General features: G+C 71.6%; 11 protein-coding genes. 2 read left to right on the top strand and 9 right to left on the bottom strand.

Translation table 11 applies throughout. The annotated features are described in order from the left end of the window. Window positions 1-277: 277 nt before the first annotated feature. The 6 genes from ACFQ4H_RS01510 to ACFQ4H_RS01485 all read right to left on the bottom strand — a co-directional run bounded on the left by ACFQ4H_RS01510 (window position 278) and on the right by ACFQ4H_RS01485 (window position 12138). Complete coding sequence (locus ACFQ4H_RS01510) at window positions 278-955, bottom strand: hypothetical protein (RefSeq protein WP_377566026.1); 678 nt, start codon at window positions 953-955, stop codon at window positions 278-280. 7 nt (window positions 956-962) lie between these two features. Then, window positions 963-4337 (bottom strand): non-ribosomal peptide synthetase, encoded by a 3375-nt coding sequence (locus tag ACFQ4H_RS01505; RefSeq protein WP_377566024.1) that lies wholly within the window; start codon window positions 4335-4337, stop codon window positions 963-965. Between the two features lies 1 nt (window position 4338). Further along, window positions 4339-9810, bottom strand: a complete 5472-nt coding sequence (locus tag ACFQ4H_RS01500) for a non-ribosomal peptide synthetase (RefSeq protein WP_377566022.1) — start codon at window positions 9808-9810, stop codon at window positions 4339-4341. 32 nt (window positions 9811-9842) lie between these two features. Beyond that, window positions 9843-10061: an MbtH family protein gene (locus ACFQ4H_RS01495; RefSeq protein WP_377566019.1), complete on the bottom strand. Its 219-nt coding sequence runs from the start codon at window positions 10059-10061 to the stop codon at window positions 9843-9845. 65 nt (window positions 10062-10126) lie between these two features. Continuing rightward, window positions 10127-11368 (bottom strand): MFS transporter, encoded by a 1242-nt coding sequence (locus tag ACFQ4H_RS01490; RefSeq protein WP_377566016.1) that lies wholly within the window; start codon window positions 11366-11368, stop codon window positions 10127-10129. Between the two features lie 161 nt (window positions 11369-11529). Then, a complete protein-coding gene (locus tag ACFQ4H_RS01485) occupies window positions 11530-12138 on the bottom strand; it encodes a helix-turn-helix domain-containing protein (protein ID WP_377566014.1) in 609 nt (202 codons plus the stop codon). 78 nt (window positions 12139-12216) lie between these two features. Between ACFQ4H_RS01485 and ACFQ4H_RS01480 the strand changes: the two genes are divergently transcribed. Together ACFQ4H_RS01480 and ACFQ4H_RS01475 are read left to right on the top strand one after the other, a co-directional pair. Then, complete coding sequence (locus ACFQ4H_RS01480; protein WP_377566011.1) at window positions 12217-13236, top strand: NAD(P)/FAD-dependent oxidoreductase; 1020 nt, start codon at window positions 12217-12219, stop codon at window positions 13234-13236. Window positions 13237-13252: 16 nt separating this feature from the next. Further along, window positions 13253-13900 carry a class I SAM-dependent methyltransferase gene (locus tag ACFQ4H_RS01475; protein WP_377566009.1) on the top strand — a complete coding sequence of 216 codons (648 nt, stop codon included), beginning with the start codon at window positions 13253-13255 and terminating at the stop codon, window positions 13898-13900. A gap of 118 nt (window positions 13901-14018) precedes the next feature. Here ACFQ4H_RS01475 and ACFQ4H_RS01470 read toward each other — a convergent pair whose 3' ends face one another. The 3 genes from ACFQ4H_RS01470 to ACFQ4H_RS01460 all read right to left on the bottom strand — a co-directional run bounded on the left by ACFQ4H_RS01470 (window position 14019) and on the right by ACFQ4H_RS01460 (window position 18024). Then, window positions 14019-15275, bottom strand: a complete 1257-nt coding sequence (locus ACFQ4H_RS01470; protein WP_377566007.1) for a vWA domain-containing protein — start codon at window positions 15273-15275, stop codon at window positions 14019-14021. Further along, complete coding sequence (locus ACFQ4H_RS01465) at window positions 15272-16534, bottom strand: AAA family ATPase (RefSeq protein WP_377566004.1); 1263 nt, start codon at window positions 16532-16534, stop codon at window positions 15272-15274. The genes ACFQ4H_RS01470 and ACFQ4H_RS01465 overlap by 4 nt, the downstream gene beginning before the upstream one ends. 125 nt (window positions 16535-16659) lie before the next feature. Continuing rightward, a complete protein-coding gene (locus ACFQ4H_RS01460; protein ID WP_377566001.1) occupies window positions 16660-18024 on the bottom strand; it encodes a hypothetical protein in 1365 nt (454 codons plus the stop codon). Window positions 18025-18028: the final 4 nt, after the last annotated feature.

Below are 18028 nucleotides of genomic sequence, written 5' to 3'. Positions count from 1 at the left end.
CTTGCTGGCTTTGTAACCACATCTTGACCTTGGCAAAGGTGGATTCACATTAGTTGATCCAACTGGGTAAGGCCAGGGTGAATGTCTTGGTCGATCTTGGCAATCGGCGCGGTTCGAAATCGGGTATCAGACACCCGGGCAGTTGGCGGAACAGGCAGGCCAGCCCGGTGAAGGGATGGCGCGTCCCGCCGGGGGACCATTTTCCCCATCTAAGAATGGCGAGAGTAGACAGATACTCTCCGGAACGGGCGTAGCCACGCTCCAATGTCGATATGCCTCAAACCGCGACCCGACTCAGGCAGTCGGCCAGGGCGTCCGCCAGCCGCCCGTACGCCGCCCGCAGCGCCTGCTGTGCGCCAGGCGCGTCGGTCCGGTTGGCCTCCGCCAGGGCATGTGCGCGTACCAGGGCAGCCGGGTACGTCTCGGCGTACGCCCGCTCGTCCGCCAGCGCCAGGGCGGCCCCCAACGCGTTCGCGTTCGCGATTGCGTTGGCATCGGCCTGCGCCGTTACGTTGGCATTCGTGCTGAGATCAGCGTAGAAACCGGCATACTCGACCACCTCGTCTGCGCTGTAGCCGTTGGCGGTCGCGTAGGCGTGCGCGTTGGCGTACGCGACCGCATGGGCAGCGGTGTACGGATAGGCAGCCCGGTACAGCTCGCGCAGGGCGGGCCGGAGAGCGCTGGCCCACTCGGCCGCCTCGATCCGCTCACCAGCCTGAACGCGCTGGTGCAACCCACCCACCAGCCGGTGCGGTTCACCGGTCCCGTTGCGCGTCGGCCCGAAGAGGTGAGCATGCCAGTCGTACACCACCTGGAACGGCACCCGGCCAGCCAGCCGATCGAGCTCGCCGCGTACGCGGCAGGTCCAGGCCGGCACCGTAGCCGGATCCTGGCCCTCGCCCAGCGCCGCGACCAGTGCCGTCAGCCAGGCGGGCGGGTCCGGCGGATCGGTCATCCGGCTCTCACCTGTCCCAACCGGACGGTCCCGGCTGGTCCATGGCGGCCAGGAGGTCGTCGACGTCGTCGTCGGTCAGCGCGTCGAGGTAGTCCGTGCCGTCCGACCGGGCCGGAGCGCCGGCTTCCGCCGGCCCGCCGACAGGCCCGGACCCGGCTCGGTCCCTGCTCCTCGACCCGGCCATACCCCTCGGCCCGGCCCCGGCTCCGGAACCGGCGGTGAGCGTGCTGTCGACGGCGGAGATCGCTGCGGCGAGCCCCGCCACGGTCGGATCGTTGAAGAGCGCCCGCACCGGTAGGTCGATCCCGTAGGCCGTCCAGATCCGCGCCATCAGTTGGGTGGCCTTCACCGAGTGGCCGCCCAGGACGAAGAAGTTGTCCAGGACCCCGACCGGTCCGGGCAGGCCCAGCAGGTCGGCCACGAGCACCGCCAACTCCCGCTCCAATGGGGAACGCGCCGCGACCGCGGGCCCGGCCGACCCGGAACCCCAGCGTGGCTGCGGCAGGGCGCCCAGGTCCAGCTTGCCGCGGGACGTCCGGGGCACCTCGGGCAGTGCCATGAGCGCCGCCGGCACCATGTACTCGGGCAGGTGCCGGCGGGCGTGTTCGCGCAGTCCGGTCGGCGGGTCGGCCGTACCGGACCGGGTGACCACGTATCCGACCAGCCGGACGCCGTCGTGGTCCACCCCGGCTGAGGTCGTGACGACGGCGTCGACCACCTTCGGGTGGCCGCGCAACACCGCCTCGACCTCCGCCGTCTCGACCCGGAAGCCACGTACCTTCACCTGCCGGTCGACCCGACCGAGCGGTTCGATCCGTCCGGTCGGCAGCCACCGGCCCAGATCGCCACTGCGATAGAGCCGGCCGCCGGGGGTGAACGGATCCGGGAGGAACCGGTCGGCGGTCAAACCCGGCGCAGCGGCATAGCCCTGGCCGACGCCCGCGCCGCCGATGTAGATCTCGCCGACCACGCCCGGCGGTACCGGCCGCAGCCACCGGTCCAGAAGATAGACCCGACTGCCGGTGATGGCCGGGCCGATGTCCAGCGGCCCCGGCCCCGGGGCGACCTCGGTCCCGGTCGAGTACACCGTCGTCTCGGTCGGGCCGTAGAGGTTCCACAGGTGCGTGTCCGGGCCGAGCAGGGCATCGGCCAGGGCCCGGGGCAGTGCCTCCCCGCCGCTGAGGCGCAACCGCACGCCGGCCGGCACGCCGCCGGCCGCGACCAGCATCCGCCAGGTCGTCGGTGTCGCCTGGAGCATCGTGGCGGACACGGTGCTGAGCAGTCGCCGCAACCGGTTTCCGTCGATCACGTCGTCGTCACCGGCGACCACGACCGGTGCCCCGCACAACAACGGCAGGAGCAGGTCGAGCAGGGCGATGTCGAACGCGAAGGTGCTGACCGAGACGACCCGGTCGGACGGCCCGAGCGGCACCAGTGCCCGGAACGCGTGCAGCAGGTGCGCGACCGCCCCCTGGGTGACGGTGACCGCCTTCGGTCGGCCGGTGGAGCCCGAGGTGAACAGGACGTACGCCGCCGACGTCGCCGGCACCGTGACGGACGGAGGTACCAGCGGGCCGGTAGCCGCTCCGTCCGTCACGGTCAGACCCGGTCCGCCCAGGTCGAGCAGTGTCACGGCCGCGTCCAGTTCGGCCAGCAGCGGGCCGGGGATGGCGGTACGGTCGGTGATGACGACCCGCACCCCGGCGTCGGCCAGCATTCCGCGTAGCCGCCCCGGCGGATGGGTCGGATCGAGCGGAAGGTACGCGGCCCCGATCCACCACGTGCCGAGCAGTGCCGGAAGCACCCGGGCTCCCCGGGGTAGGACGATGCCGACGGTGTCCTGCACCTGTACGCCGAGTCCGGTCAGCCCGGCGGCGATCCGGCCGGCCATGCCATGCAGTTGGGTGCCGGTGAGGGTGCGGTCGCTGCCCTGGATCACCACCCGCTCGGCGGCGTCGACTGCGGCCATCAGCGCGGTCGCGGTGGTGTCCGGGGGCGGGGTGGACCGGGACGGGGCCTCCGACCACACCCGGGTGACGAGGTCCCGCGTTGCCGGCGACAGGATGTCCACCTCGGACACTCGGGTGTCCGGAGCCGTGGCCAGCGCGCTCAGGAGCGCGCCCAGGGCGTCGGCGAACCGGCCGGCAGTGGCTGACGTGAAGAGATCGGTGAGGTAGCGCAGGCGTACGGTCAGCTCGTCCGGGCCGACCACGGCCGCCAGCTCCAGCTCGAACTTGCCGGTGCCGTTGTGCACCAGCTCCGGCCGCCAGTGCAGCGCTCCCCGGTCGATCGGCGGTGACGCCTCCTCGACCGTACACATGACCTGTAGCAGCGGTGCCCGGGACGGATGCCGCTCGGGCCGGCACAGCTCGACCACCCGCGCGAACGGCAGGTCCTGGTGGGCCTGGACGCGCGCGGTGACGGTGTGCAGCCGGTCGAGCAACTGCCCGAGCGTCGGGTCACCACGTAGCACCGCCCGGATCGCCACCGTGTTCGCGAACATACCCAGCATCGGCTCGGTCTCGATCCGGGTGCGCCCCGCCACGGGTACACCGATGAGCAACTCGTCCATGTCGCTCAGCCGGGACAGTGCGGCGGCGTACGCGGTCAGCAGTACGGCGAAGAGGGTGCTGCCCCGTGCGCCGGCCAGCCGCCGCAGCCCCGCAGCCAGTTGGGCGTCGACGGGCACCCCGACCTCGGCGGCGGCCGGGCCCAGCCGGGCTGGATACGGATGGTCGACCGGCAGTGCCACCTCGGGCGGCGCATCGGCCAGTTCGGCCGACCAGAACCGTTCGGCCTCGGTGTAGCCGCCCGCGTCGACGTGCTCACGTTCCCAGAGGGCGAAGTCCGCGTACTGCAGGGCCGGCTCCGCCGAAATCGGGGGCCCTCCGGCACGCAGCGCCTCGTAGTCGGTGGTGATCTCGTCGAAGAGCAGCCGGAACGACCAGCCGTCGGTGATGGCGTGGTGCGCCACCAGGGACAGGACGTGCCGGTCCGGAGCGATTCGCAGCAGGCGGGTACGCGTCAGTGGGCCCCGGTCGAGCTGGAACGGGATGCGGGCGTGGTCCCGGATCGCTGCGCGGGCGGTAGCCTCCCGATCCGCCTCGGGCAGGTGTGCCAGGGACACGATTTCGAGAGCGGCGGGGCGAGCGCTGTCGTCGATCACCTGGATCGGCAGGCCACCGTTGGCCCGGAAGGTGGTGCGCAGGATCTCGTGTCGTTCGACCGCCGCCGTCCAGGCACCGTCGAGCGCCTCGGTGTCCAGCGGCCCGTCCAGCCACACCGCCCACCCGATGTTGTAGGTGACCTGGCCCGGATCCAGTTGGTCGAGCAGCCACATCCGCCGTTGCGCCGCCGACGCCGGGAACTCGAACAGAGCCATGTCAGCCCACCTGTCTGTCGACCGCGACGACCCGCAGCTCAGCGGCGTACCGGCCACCGGCACCGGTGAGCCAGAGTTGGTCCGGTGCCGGCAGCATCTCCACCACCGTGACCACGGCACCCTCGCCGCCCTGCCGCCGGGCCCGACGGACCGACCGGGACACCAGGTCGACCGAGGCGAGACTGGCCAGGTCGGCGTAGACCGGCTTGCGCTCACCCGCGCAGCGCAGGAACACGTGGCGGGGCAGGCCATGCCCGCCGGCCCAGGCCCGGACCTGCTGGAACCGGAGCGCCTCGTCCGGCGTATCGGCGAAGGAGAGGTCGGCCGGGGTGAACGTCCACGTCTCGCGGCTGACCACGAGCGAGTCGATGGTGATCCTGGGGCTGTGTGCCGCCGGGGGCAGGATGCGGAAGAGCTGGGACAGGCCGGCCCCCACGATGTCGCCGAGGACGTGCATCAGGTCGACGTCGAGCCGCCCGTCACGCGACCGTACCCGCAGTCCGGTGGTCGAGCCGACCAGGTCGCACTCGCCGATCCGTAGGCTCCGCCCCGGGTCGTGTCCGAACGAGTCGTGCGCGAACACCAACCGGAGGTCGTCGGGACCGGCGAGCCCGTTGCTCTGCCGGGTCGGCACGCCACCCTCCTGGCCGGTCTCGGCGGGATAGACGACGCCGAGGCCCACGTCACGGGTCATCGCGGCCCGCAGCGCGGCCACGTCCGGATGGTGGGCCAGCCAGGTGGCGTACCGCAGGGTGTTGACCCCGGGGTGCAGCTCACCCAGCACCCACTCGGCGCCGGCCAGCATCAGGTCCGGGCTGTGCTGCACGGCGGTGGGCCAGCCGGGCCGTCCCGGCGGGAACGCGGCAGCCACCGCGGGAGCCAGATCCGCCGCTGCCAGCCGGATCCGTCGCCGGTCCGGCGGCAGTGCCAGGACGTCGGCCCAGCGTCGGTGCAGTGCGGCGGTCAGCAGTGCGGTCAGGCGGGCCGGCGGCCGGAAGAGCGCCTCGCCGGCCCGCAGCCAGAAGTCGACGAGCGGTACGACGTCCGTGCCCAGTTCCCCCGCCCGACGCCGGTAGATCTCGGTGAAGAGGCGTTGGTAGAGCGTGGCCCCGGCGGCGGTGAACCAGCGGGCGCTGTCCAGCACCAGGCCGAGTGCGTCGCGGACCCCGTCCAGGTTCGCCTCGCCGATGCCGACCGTGCCGGCCCGCAGACACTCCTCGTAGACCGGGGTACGCCCGGCGTACATCGTGCCGGCACGTCGGCTGGCCGGAACGCCGGCCAGTCGCGTGAACGTCGTCTCCAGGTCCGCCATCGCACCGGCCAACCGGTGGGGATCACCGGCCGCCGCCGAGAGCGCGTCCCGGGCGACGCAGAGCTGGTCCAGGGCAGCGAGCGCGGGTCGGCGTACGGACTCGTCGGTGACCCGGGCCAGTCGGGCCCGCATGGTCCGCTCCGGTGTGGTGTCGTGCGGGGCCACCTCCGGCTGCCAGGCGATCCGGTGGGCCGTGGCCAACCCGTCCAGTACCTCGTACACCTCACCCGGCGACCGTAGGCCCGAATCCGGGTCGGCCAGCACGGCGGCGGCGACCTGGTTAGCATCGCGAACCCCGTCGCAGGCCCGCAGTACCGCGGCCTCGGCGTCGGTCAGCGTCACCGGCGGGGCCAGCGGCACCCGCAGCGTCGCCCCGGCCAGGTCCAGGAAGGGCATGAGTCGGGGGACGAGCCAGGGACGCAACCCGGTCGCGTACGGCGCCAGCACCGCAGCGACCGCCCATCCCTCGAGGTACACGGTCCGGGCGGTCACCAGCACCGGAGGATCCGCCTCGTCGACCCGGATCCCGGAACCGGGGACGATCCGCGCCCAGCCGACCGGCCCGAAGAACCCGATGGTGTCGTTCTTCGCGCAGTACCGCTGCAGATAGCTGGTGACCAGCGCCTCGTGCTGGCGGTGCTTCGTGTTGCGGGTCGGGTTCGCAGGCCCCCGGCGGAGCAATGCGTCGACTCCGGTGCTCAGCGCGTGCGGGTTCTGCCACGCGACCGCCTCGCGGAACCCGGGGTCGGCCGCCACGCCGTGCAGCGCAACGGTGAGCCGGTCGACCGCATTCGGGAAGCCGGCCAGGTATGCCGCCTCGGCGCTGGCGATCCCGGCGGGGTCACCGTCGGCCCGGGCAGCGACCACACGATCCGCGGCGGCGGTGAGCTCCGCGTCGCCCAGCTGAGCCAGCAGGTCGATCGGGAACCCCGCGCCCCGCAGACAGACGGTTCGCCACAACGCCCACCCGTCGGTCAACCGGACCAGGTGCGCCGGCAGATCACCTTCGGTCCGTAGGGCGACCCGGCTCCGTCGGCGCATCGCCGGTCCGGTCTCCGTACGCCCGGCCGCAGTGGTGATCGCCGTCGCCGTCGCCGCCAGGGTCGGTGCCCGGTAGAACTCGCCCAGCCCCAGTTCGACGCCGAACGTCTCCCGTACCCGGAACATCATCCGGGTGACGGTCAGCGAGTTGCCGCCGAGGGCGAAGAAGCTGGTCTCCCGCCCGATGCCGGCGGGCCGGCGGTCGCCGGGCAGCAGCCGGGACCAAAGTTCGGCCAGTCGGTGCTCGGTCGCTGTGGCCGGCCCGGCGACGTCCGGTGCCCGATCCGAAGGCTCGGGTGCCGGTAGCGCGGCCCGGTCGACCTTGCCGTTCGTGGTCAGCGGCAACCGGTCGAGGATGGCGAATCCGGCCGGTACCAGATAGTTCGGGAGCCGGCCGGCCACGAAGTCCCGGAGGCTCTCGGGAGTCAGGACGGCTCCCTCGACCGGCGTCACGTAGCCCACCAGGTGACGGTCCGGGCCGTCACCACGGGCGCACACCACCGCTGCCGCCACCTCCGGGTGTGCCTTGAGCGCCGTCTCGACCTCGCCCGGTTCGACCCGGAACCCGCGGATCTTCACCTGGTCGTCGAGTCGACCGAGGAACTCCAGCACACCGTCGGCGCGCCAGCGGACCAGATCCCCGGTCCGGTAGAGGCGCTCGCCGGGCACCTCCGGGTCCGGCACGAACGATCGCGCGGTCGACGCCGGATCACCGAGGTAGCCCCGGGCCAGCCCGTCACCACCGGTGTAGAGCTCACCGGCGACGCCGATCGGCACGGGCCGGCCGGCGGGGTCGAGCACGTGTGTCGTGGTGTGCGGCACCGGGCTGCCGATCGGCACCCGGTCACCCGCCTGATCCGGGCTGCTCATCACGTGGCAGCTGGTCATCGTCGTGTTCTCGGTCGGCCCGTACGCGTTCACCAGCGGAAGGCCACCGCGGGCCGCCAGTACGGCCCGGACCGCGCCGGGGTTGATGACGTCCCCGCCGGTGAGCAGCTGCCGGACGTGCGCCAGTGCCGTGACGTCCTCCTCCACGAGCTGGTGGAACAGCCCGGCGGTGAGGAAGGCGACCGTGACGCCACCGGTACGGATCAGTGCGGTCAGGCTGGTGAGGTCCACCGGATCCGGCGGCGTGATCACCGCTGTGGCGCCGGTCAGCAGGGAACCCCAGATCTCCCAGGTGGACGCGTCGAACGCGATCGGGGCGAACTGGAGAAGGCGCTGGCCCGGACCGAGGGCGGCGAAGTCGGGGCCCGTCACGAGGCGGAGTACGCCCCGGTGGGTGATGCCGGCCCCCTTGGGTACGCCGGTCGAGCCCGAGGTGTACATGACGTAGGCCAGTTGCAGTGGATGGATCCGCACCGGCGGCGGTCCGGCAGGGGCCGCTTCCATGGACAGCGCGTCGACGTCCAGCACCCGGGTCGGGCCCAGGTCGGCGGGCAGGTAGGCGACGGTCGCGGACGTGGTGAGGACCAGGCGTGTCCCACTGTTGGCGAAGATGGTCGCGATACGCGACGGCGGGGCCGCCGGATCCACCGGAAGGTAGGCGCCGCCGGCCTTGAGGATGGCCAGCAGGGTCCGGATCAGCGACTCGCCCCGGGGGAGCAGGACGGCGACGGGTGTGTCCGGGGTGATCCCGCACCGCCGTAGCGCCCACGCCAGACGGTCACTGTCCCGATCCAGTTCCGCGTAGCTGACCCGGCGGTCGCCGACCAGCAGCGCGGCGGCATCCGGATCATCGGCCACCCGGGCCGCGAACACCTCGGGGATGGACGCGTCGCGCGGGTACGGCAGGCTGGTGGCGTTCCAGGCGGCGCGCAGGCCGGCTTCCGTACCGGCCCCGAGATCCAGGTCGGACAGCCGCGCATCCGGTCGGTCGGCCAACTCCAGCACGGTGCTGCGCAGCTGCGCGAGGATCTGTCGGGCCGATGCGGTCAGCAGGCGGGAGCTGTCCCAGACCGCACCCAGCCGCAGCTGCGGTTCGTCGAAGGCGTGCAATGTCAGCGGATAGCCGGGCATCCGGTGTACGCGTACCGAACGCCTGGCGGGTTCCGGCCCGAGTTCGGCCAGCGCGGTGGACAGCCGCTGCCGTTCGAACACCACCAGGCTGTCCAGCAGTGGTGTTTCGGCGGCGAGGCCGTTCTGGTCGAGGATGGAGGTCAGCGGCGTGAGCTGGTGCTCACGTACCTGCCGCATCCGGTCGGCCACGTCGGTGAGCAGTTGGCGGACCGTCCACCGTCGGTCGATCCGGATCCGCAACGGCACCGTGTTGATCAGCAGGCCGACGATGCGGTCGGCATCGGGCACGCTGGCGTACCGGCAGGATCTGGTGATCGCGAAGGTGACGTCGTCCACTCCGCCGTAGCCGCCGCGCAGCAGCGCCCAGGCCGCGTTGACCATGGCACTGGCACCGGCACCGACCGAGGCGCCCGCGGTGCGTACCCGTTCGGACTCCGTCCCGGTGAGGACGATTTCGTGTGAGGTCGGCGTCACGCGCGCGTCGCTGTTCGTGCCGAGGTGGCCGGGCAGCGACCGGGGCATCGCCGCCCCGGCGAGGTAGCTCTTCCAGAACGCGTCGCCGGTGGTCGGGTCGAGGGCGCCCCACCAGTGCACGAAGTCCGCGAACGAGGGACGGTGCGGGTGCTCGGGAACCTGTCCCGCCCGGCGTGCGGCGTAGTCGGTGAGGACCTCGTCGAGTAGCAGCCGGGTGGAGCGGCCGTCGAGGACCGCATGGTGGAAGGTGAGTACGACATGCTGGTCACTCAGGACGGTGACCCGGAACAGGGGTGCCCGGCCGACGTCGAACGGCTCGCGCCGGTCGTCAGGCAGGAACCCGGCGAGGGTGGATTCCCGCCACCGCAGGTCGAGCCCGGCCGCGGGTGCGACGACCTGCACCACGCCGTGGTCCCCGTCGACCTGGAACGCCGTACGCAGCACCGCGTGCCGTTGGACGGCGGCCTGCCAGGCTCCGGTGAACGCATCGCGATCCGGTGAAACGTCCCACCTGATCGCGATCTGCTGGATGTCCACCCCGTCGGTCGGCCGCCGGAGGGTCTGGAGGATCATCCCGCGCTGGACCGCGAGGGCCGGATACCGCCGTTGCGGAGAACTCTCGTCCATGCGCCCCGTCCCGTGCAGCCGTAAGGGCGGCGTCAGCCGATGGCAGGTTGTTCGTCCATCCAGCGCCGCAACGACAGCGGCCGCATGTCCGTCCATATCTTGTCGATGTGCGCGAGGCATTCACTGCGTGGTCCCGTGGTGCCCTCGCGCCGCCAACCGGCGGGCAGGTCCCGGTCGTCCCACCAGATCGAATACTGTTCCTCGTCGTTCACGACCACGGCGTATGTCCGGGTGTCGTCGTCACCGGTCATGGGACCCCCTTCGCCCGGGCAGGATGTCACGCACCTCGATGCTCGGTCAAGATTGTGGTCGACTGTCATGGATGTGCGGGGTGCCCGGCCGCCTCGGGGACCGGGTCGCTCTCCGTACGCTGTGCTGCGGTGAGCCCGTCGATCCTGGGGGTACGGGCGACCCAGGCGACGGCGGGCCGGGCGACGACCGCACAGCCCACGAAGATCGCCGCGATGACCCACCAGCCCCATCCACCGGTGGAGATCGCCAACAGGGTCAGGCCGACCGGCGCGAAGATGTCGGCCACCGAACTGATCGTCTGCGCGGTGCCGATGTACACCCCGCGCGACGCTGCCGGCGGCACGTTGGTCTGGAAGAACCACAGGGCGGCCGAGAACCACAGTTCGGTGGCCGTGATCAGCACCACGACGGTGGTGAGCGCGACGACGGTCCACCCACCGTGGGTCAGGCCGGCGAGTGCGGCGACCGGGCAGGCGATCGCGGTGACCAGAGCGCCCCGGCGGATCAGGCGGCCCGTACCGGGCAGCGAGTCCGCGCCGCGTGATGCCGGCACCTGCAACGTGATCACCAGTACCGTGTTGAGGGCCATCATCGCGCCGAGTACGGGTTTGGGAGCGTCGGTGTGCGTGATCGTCCACAGTGGCACGATCTCGATCAGGACGACCGAGTGGAACATCATGACGGCGAGGAGGACGGCTGCCGTGACGTAGGGGAGGTCCCTGAACACCGCCAGCCGCGACCGGGTGACCGCCTTGTCGTGTCGCACCACGGGCGCGGCCGGAAGTCGGGTCACGATGACGGCGTTGACCAGTGAGATCGCCGCACTGAGCAGCACCATGGCGACGAGTGCGCCGGTGGAGTCGAACGCCAGCGCCAACGTTCCGAGGCCCGTGCCGACGGTGAAGCCGGCGTTGAGGTAGGACCGCGCGTACGCCATCGTCCGTACCCGGTCCTCGGCCGGCATCGCGTCGGCCGTGTAGATGGTGCGGCCGGCGTTGGCGAACGAGTCGGTGGCGGCGGCGACGCTCATCAGGACGACGAAGCCCACGAACGAGTCGACCAGGGGATAGGCGGCGAACGCCATCGCCGTGCTGAGCGCGCCGATGGCCCAGGATCGCTGCCCGCCGAGCCGGTCGGCCAGCGCACCCAGCGGTAGCGAGGTGGCCACGCCGGTGAGCCCCGCGATCGAGAAGCCGGCCCCGATCTGTACCGGACTGAGCCCGAGGACGTGGGTGAAGAACACGATGCTGCCGGTGAGGAACGTGCCGCTACCGATGGCGACCATCGCGGACTGGAACGCGATCACCCGCGGCAACCCTGGTGGCGGCAGGAGCCTGGATAAGCCGAATCGATTCCTGCCCATGGTGTCGATCAGGCTACCCGGCAGGCGACCGGCGTGGGTCCACGGAACGAACGAGGTGTCGCGAACGGTCGTCCTGCCGCGCGCCGGATCGGGTGGGGGCGGCGCTAGTCGGGTTGTTCCCCCGGTGCTGGTTTCGTCCTGGGCCGGGCGCGGAGATGTGCGCGCTCGCCCTGCCGGCCGAAGAGGCTGAGGAACTCGACGGACTCGGCATCGGCGGCACCGAACCAGTGCGGTACCCGGGTGTCGAACTCGGCCGCTTCGCCGGGGTTGAGGACCAGATCACGGTCACCGAGGACGAGCCGCAGCCGCCCGTTGAGGATGTAGACCCATTCGTAGCCCTCGTGGGTCTGTTGCTCAGGTTCCTTCGGGTGGCTGCTGCCCGGGATGACGAGCTTGTACGCCTGGATGCCGCCGGCCCGCCGGGTCAGGGGCAGCATGGTCATGCCGTGGCGGGTGACCGGGCGTAGGTGGATGCGCGGATCTCCGGTGGGTGGTGCGCCGACGAGTTCGTCGAGCGTGACGCCGTGGGCCTTGGCCAGGGGGAGCAGTAGTTCGAGGGTCGGGCGGCGGGCACCGGACTCCAGCCGGGACAGGGTGCTCACCGAGATCCCGGTCGTTGTCGAGAGGTCGGCCAGCGTGGTTTCGCGCTGTCGGCGCAGCGTGCGTAGCCGGGGGCCGACTGCGTCGAGTGCCTGATTGAGGTCGTCGTCCATTCCACCAGTTTGCCAGATCAGCAACAAAGCTTGCAGGCCCAGCATGGTGGTGGGCATGGTTGCCGTGGAGGTGACAACGTGTTTGATCAGCTGAGGGACGGCTGTGACGTGGTGGTGGTCGGCGGCGGCGCTGCGGGATTGAGCGGAGCGCTGATGCTGGCCCGGGCCCGGCGGTCGGTGGTGGTGCTCGATGCGGGCACCCCGCGCAACGCGCCGGCCGGGGGCGTGCACGGGCTGCTGGCCCGGGACGGGATCCGGCCGGCCGAGTTGTTGGAGCGGGGGCGGGCGGAGGTCCGTGGTTACGGCGGTCATGTGGTGCCGGGCGAGGTCGTTGCGGTGACTCGTGACGCCGACGGTTTCATGGTGACGCTGGTCGACGGCCGGGCGATCCGTACCCGTCGGCTGTTGGTGGCCGCCGGGCTGGTCGACGAACTACCGGACATCCCGGGACTGCGGGATCGGTGGGGCCGAGACGTGGTGCACTGTCCGTACTGTCACGGTTGGGAGGTCCGTGACCGGGCCATCGGTGTCCTGGCCGCTGGGCCGCTGGCGGTGCACCAGGCATTGCTGATCCGGCAGTGGAGCACCGATGTCACACTCTTCTCCCACACCCTGGCGTCGCCCACCGGCGAGGAGGCGGAGCAGTTGGCGGCCCGTGGCATCGGCGTGGTGGCCGGCGAGGTGGCCTCCCTGGAGATCGTCGGGGACCGACTCGTGGGAGTACGGCTGAGCGACGGCAACGTGGTCGGCCGCGAGGTACTGGCCGTCTCGCCCCGGCTGGTGGCGCGTGCCGGATTCCTGGCGCCACTCGGGCTACACCCCGCGGAACACTCGTCGGGGGTCGGTGAGTACATCCCGTCGGACGCGACCGGTCGTACCGGGGTGCCCGGGGTGTGGGTCGCGGGCAACGTCACCGATCTGGCTGCCCAGGTCGGGGCCGCAGCGGCGGCGGGCGCTGCCGCAGCGGCTCAGATCAATGCCGACCTGGTCGCCGAGGAGACCCGCCAGGCGGTGGCCGTCTACCGGGACCCGTTCTCGGTCGCGTCCGAAGCACGTGTTTGTGACCTGGTGCTGGGCGACCGTCGCCACGGCCTGTGAACAGAGAGGAAACGTCGTGTCCGAGGGAGACGTTGTGTCCGAGGAGTTCGGCGAGGCGTACTGGGAGGACCGGTACCGTACCCATGCCGCAGAACATGGAAGGCAGCCCAATCCGCAGCTGGTGGCCGAGGTCAGGGACCTTGCGCCCGGTACGGCACTGGACGCCGGCTGCGGTGAGGGGGGAGAGGCCATCTGGCTTGCCTCCCGTGGCTGGCGGGTCACGGCGGTGGACATCGCCACCACCGCACTACGACGAGCGCGGGAGCACGCCGAAGCCCTCGGACCAGACGTCGCGAACCGGATCGACTGGGTCCGGGCCGATCTGACCGGTTGGACGCCCACCGGGGAGCACTTCGACCTGGTCACCACCCACTACGTGCATCCAGCGACATCGCGGGATGCGCTGTTTGACCGGTTGGCAGCAGCAGTCACGCCGGGCGGCACCCTGCTCGTCGTCGGCCACCACCCATCGGATCAGCACGCTGCCAGGTCGCATGCCTCGACCCCGGACGTCCACTTCACGGCCGAGGAGATCGCGGCGAGCCTCGACCCCGACCGGTGGGAGATCGTCGTCGCCGATGCCCGGACCCGATCGGTCACCCGGCACGACGGCCACGAGATCACTCTGCGCGACACCGTTCTCCGCGCCCGCAGGCGTCCATGAGCGGTGGCGGTTCTGATGTTCGTGTCAGGAATCCCCCATCAGGGAGGTGAGCGGTTCAGCGACGTGAGCGGTTCAGGAAGGTGAGCGGTTCAGCGAGGTGAGCGGGGACGGGCACGACCTACCGTCCGGCGGGAGTGGAGCCGATGATGACCACCCGCGCCCACTCGGGTGGCGTCTCCGGCACGTAGTCGGGATCGTCCTCGCTCCACGACCGGGTCGTGGAGCGAGGGAACAGCCCCACCACGGTCCGGCAGGGGGGCCGCCTGGTTGGCCAGGGCGTCTGCCCGTCGGTCAGGACCACCATGACGTCCGGTCCGGGCCGTGCCCGCAGTGCCCTGGCGAAACCCGTACGTAGGTCCGTCCCTCCACCGCCCACCAGGGGGATCCCCTCGGCACGGCAGAGCGGGTGCACGATCCGGGCAGCGGCGTCGCACGGCAGCACAGTGACCATGTCACGTCGGCCGCCTACGGCGCGGGCGATCGCGGCGACCTCGAGAAGTGCACTACCCAGTTCGGCGTCACTGACGGAACCGGACGTGTCGACGACCACCGACACCCTGGGCGGTCTGCGTCGGAGGCTCGGCAGGATGACGCCGGGCAGTCCGGTGGACCGGCGCGACGGCCGGCCGTAGCTGTAGTCCTCGCCCGCACCGGGACCGGAGGCTGCGGAGCGGACCGCCGCCCCCAGCAGGTCCCGCCACGGCTGTGGCGGGTGGAACGCCTCCTCCGCCCACCGCCGCCAACTCTTCGGGGCACTTCCCGGACGGGCGGTGATGCCCTGCGCCACCCGGAACCGGACCGCGTCCCGTTCCTGTTCGCTGAGTCCGTGCGCGCCGTCCGGACCGAGGTCCCAGTCCCGTTCCAGCCCGTCGGCGCCGCTGCCGCAGTCCAACCAGGCCAGGTGCTGCGTACGCGGTCCGAGCCGGAACATGCGGAGATAGTCCTCCATCAGCTCGCCCTCGGCCAGGCCCAGGAGCCCCGGATCGACGACGCCGTCGGGTCGGGGCAGGCCCTCCCCGAACACGTCGTCGTTGATCTCGCAGTCCGCGGCGATGTTCATCCGTAGCCGCTCGCCCGGTCCGGTCAGTCCACGCTCCAACGCGACCCGGTCACTGCGCCCGTGATGGTCGCGCAGTAGGTGGGAGACCTCGTGCACCCACACCCCCGCCAACTCCTCCACCGGGGTCCGCGCCACGAACGCTGGCGAAACGTAGCATCGCCAGTGCCGGTCCACGGCCATCGTCGGGACCCGCCGTGACTCCACCGGGTGCAGCGCGAACAGTGCCGCTGCCAGATACGGCCGGACCCGGGCGGCGTGCAGCCGGGCGGCGAAGAGCTTTTCGAAGTCGAGGGTCCCTGGTACGTCGGCAGTCATCGGCCGCTCCCCGCAGTGGCCGCGATCCTCGCCGCGACCTTGTCCGCCTGTCGGGTCAGGGACACCGCCCCGGCAAGCCTCTCGATCGATTCCGGCAGGTCCCAGTCCACCTGGCGCAGCGTGGCGAGTGTGGTCGCGGGGACGACCACCAGGTCCGGGGCTCCGGTCTCCAGCGCTCGGACCAGGACCGTCCACGCCGCGTCCCAGCGGGGCTTCTCCGGACGCTGCCGGACCGCCTCCACCACGCCGTCGAGTACGGCCTGGCGCAGGTCGCCCCGCTCGGGCAGGTCGGCCGTCGCCGGGTCGGCCAGCAGCGCCTCGGGGTCCGGAAGGTCCATCCGGTCCAGACTGGCCAGCAGTTCCAACCCCGGGCCGTCCCCCACCGTGCCCCTGACCAGCATGGACAGTACCTCTCGAGATACGTCGGACGCGGTGGCGAACGCGATCAGACAGAGCGTCATCTCCCAGGTACGGGGCGATGGCCAGGGGCCGCCACGGCGGGTTTCGTTGTTCGGCAGCCGATGCACGAGCCCGGGCCGGGCGGCGAGGAACCCGCACACCGCTCGGCGGGCGAACGACACGGCACCCGCCAGCCGCTGGGGGTCGAGTCGTGGCAACATCGCCCACGGCCAGGTGCCTCCAAGCCCGCGTACCACGACCTCGTGGTCGTAGCTCCACTGCAGATGTACGAACCGGTTGGCCAGGGGTGGGCTCAGTTCCCAGCCGTCGGCTGCGGAGGACCGGGGATTGGCGGCGGCCACGATCCGGACACCGGCAGGTAGCCGTAGCGCGCCGACCCGCCGCTCGAGTACGAGGCGGAGCAGGGCGGCCTGTACGGCCGGCGGCGCGGTGGACAGCTCGTCCAGGAAGAGCAGCCCTCTGCCGGCCCGCACCAGACGTACGGCCCAGTCCGGCGGGGCCATCGGGACACCCTGTACGGCGGGGTCGTCACCGACCACGGGCAGGCCGGAGAAGTCGGACGGTTCGTGCACGCTGGCGATCACCGTGGTCAGCGGCAGGTCGAGGGCGGCGGCAAGCTGTGTCAGGGCTGCGGTCTTACCGATTCCCGGCTCTCCCCACAGCAGCACCGGCAGGTCGGCGGCCACGGCCAGGGTCAACGCCTCCAACTGCGTGTTGGGGCGAAGCTCGGTGGCGGTCTCGTGCAGGAGAGCGAGTAGGTCGGCGGCGACGTCGAGTCGGGATTCGTCAACCCCACCGGCGGGAAGGCCGGGGGCCGAGCGGCGGTCGGATGTGAGCATGTTCGATCACCTTCGAGGACTGGTTGGAGCCGGATGGGGACGTGCGGGCCGGAAGGCGGGAGAGCGGTAGGCGCTTCAGCGGCAGTAGCGGTTTGACAGGCAGTCAGGAGGCTGGGATCCGCAAGTCAGCGGGGTGTCGCGTGGCGCGGGTGCGACCGGCGGTCCCGGGGCCGGCTGGCCGGAACCGGTCCGAGCCCGGCCAGGCCGGCCCGGAACAGTCCGTGCGCGATCCGCCGGAGCGCCGCCGTCTCCAGTTCGTCGCGCAGGGCACCCCCGGGCAGCAGGGCACCGGGGCCGAGGAGACCCTCGACCGTGGCCAGGGCACCGGCGGTGTCGCCGTGGTCCAGGCGTGCCCGGATGTCGACGAGGGCCCCCGGGTTACGGTGTGCCTCGTCGATGGCCTGGAAGCAGGGCAGCGGGGTGCCGGTCAGCGCGGCCAGCAGTTCCTCACGGCGGATCTCGGCCGGGTCGTGGTCCAGTGGGACGAGCACACCGTCCACTAGGCCGATCCGGTGCTGAGCCCCACGGCACTTCACGACCCGGATGCCGACGCCGCCACCTCGTGTCCGAGCGGCGTCGACCTGCGGATGGCCCGGTACGAGCGCCGACGCGACAAGTGGGTGGAGCCGGTCGGCCCCGATCAATCCGGCGCGCAGCAGCACCAGGTCGGGTGGCACCCACGTTGCCGCGTCGGGCAGCACCGGCAGGGCGGAGGTGTGACTGCCGACGGATGCTGCCGTGATCCGTAGTGTGGCGGCCTCACCCGCATTTCCGGCCAGTTCGAGAACCAGCCGATGTCGGGCCCCGAGTCGTACGGTGACGGCGTCGACGGCCCGCCCCTCCGCACGGAGCAGAATTCCCACCTCGGCCGCCCACCGGTCGACGGCGCAGCCGCGCTCCCGTAGCGCATCGTGCTCAGGAGCGCGGAGGCCGGTGGGCTGCCGGTCCGCTCCGGACCGGCCACGCAGGTCACCGGCACTACACGCGTCCCACAGATGGCGGTGCAGGTCGAGGCGGAACCGTCGGTCCGGGCGGGGATGCGGATGCGGGTCGGATCCGGTCCCGTACCGTGACCCGTCCCAGAGGGCGAGGCTGATGCGCTGACCGGCATCGGCCCACGCCGGCGGGGTGCGGGCCACGAGGTGCACCGCGCTGCCCGTGTGCCCCGTCGGATACCGGGCCAGGGAGAGGGTCAGGCCCGGGCGGAGTAGCCCGTCCGGGGCGATCCTCGGCATGTGCCAGCGCAGCAGATCGGGCGCCAACCGACGAAGATCGGCCCTGATCATGGCCGCGAGTTCCCGGCCGTGGGTGCGCGCCGCCGAGCGCAGATTCAGATCGACATCGACACGTGCCGCGGCACATGCCCCGGACCAGTCCCCGACGGCACGACGGGCAGTCGCAGACTCGATCATTGAGGGCGGCACGGCGAATTCGCGTACGTGCAGCCAGAAGGAAAGGCGGGAAGCTCCGTCCACAGTTGATGAGCGCATCAGC

Source organism: Micromonospora sonneratiae, from assembly GCF_042679305.1.
Classification (GTDB): Bacteria; Actinomycetota; Actinomycetes; order Mycobacteriales; family Micromonosporaceae; genus Micromonospora_H; species Micromonospora_H sonneratiae.
The sequence above is the reverse complement of the archived record's forward strand: the minus strand, read 5'-3'. Positions and strand labels throughout refer to the sequence as shown.

Excerpts from the sequence above, each read along its gene's own strand:
- ACFQ4H_RS01510 (WP_377566026.1), bottom strand. The coding sequence starts at position 955 with ATGACCGATCCGCCGGACCCGCCCGCCTGGCTGACGGCACTGGTCGCG.
- ACFQ4H_RS01505 (WP_377566024.1), bottom strand. The coding sequence starts at position 4,337 with ATGGCTCTGTTCGAGTTCCCGGCGTCGGCGGCGCAACGGCGGATGTGG.
- ACFQ4H_RS01500 (WP_377566022.1), bottom strand. The coding sequence starts at position 9,810 with ATGGACGAGAGTTCTCCGCAACGGCGGTATCCGGCCCTCGCGGTCCAG.
- ACFQ4H_RS01495 (WP_377566019.1), bottom strand. The coding sequence starts at position 10,061 with ATGACCGGTGACGACGACACCCGGACATACGCCGTGGTCGTGAACGAC.
- ACFQ4H_RS01485 (WP_377566014.1), bottom strand. The coding sequence starts at position 12,138 with ATGGACGACGACCTCAATCAGGCACTCGACGCAGTCGGCCCCCGGCTA.
- ACFQ4H_RS01470 (WP_377566007.1), bottom strand. The coding sequence starts at position 15,275 with ATGACTGCCGACGTACCAGGGACCCTCGACTTCGAAAAGCTCTTCGCC.
- ACFQ4H_RS01465 (WP_377566004.1), bottom strand. The coding sequence starts at position 16,534 with ATGCTCACATCCGACCGCCGCTCGGCCCCCGGCCTTCCCGCCGGTGGG.
- ACFQ4H_RS01460 (WP_377566001.1), bottom strand. The coding sequence starts at position 18,024 with ATGCGCTCATCAACTGTGGACGGAGCTTCCCGCCTTTCCTTCTGGCTG.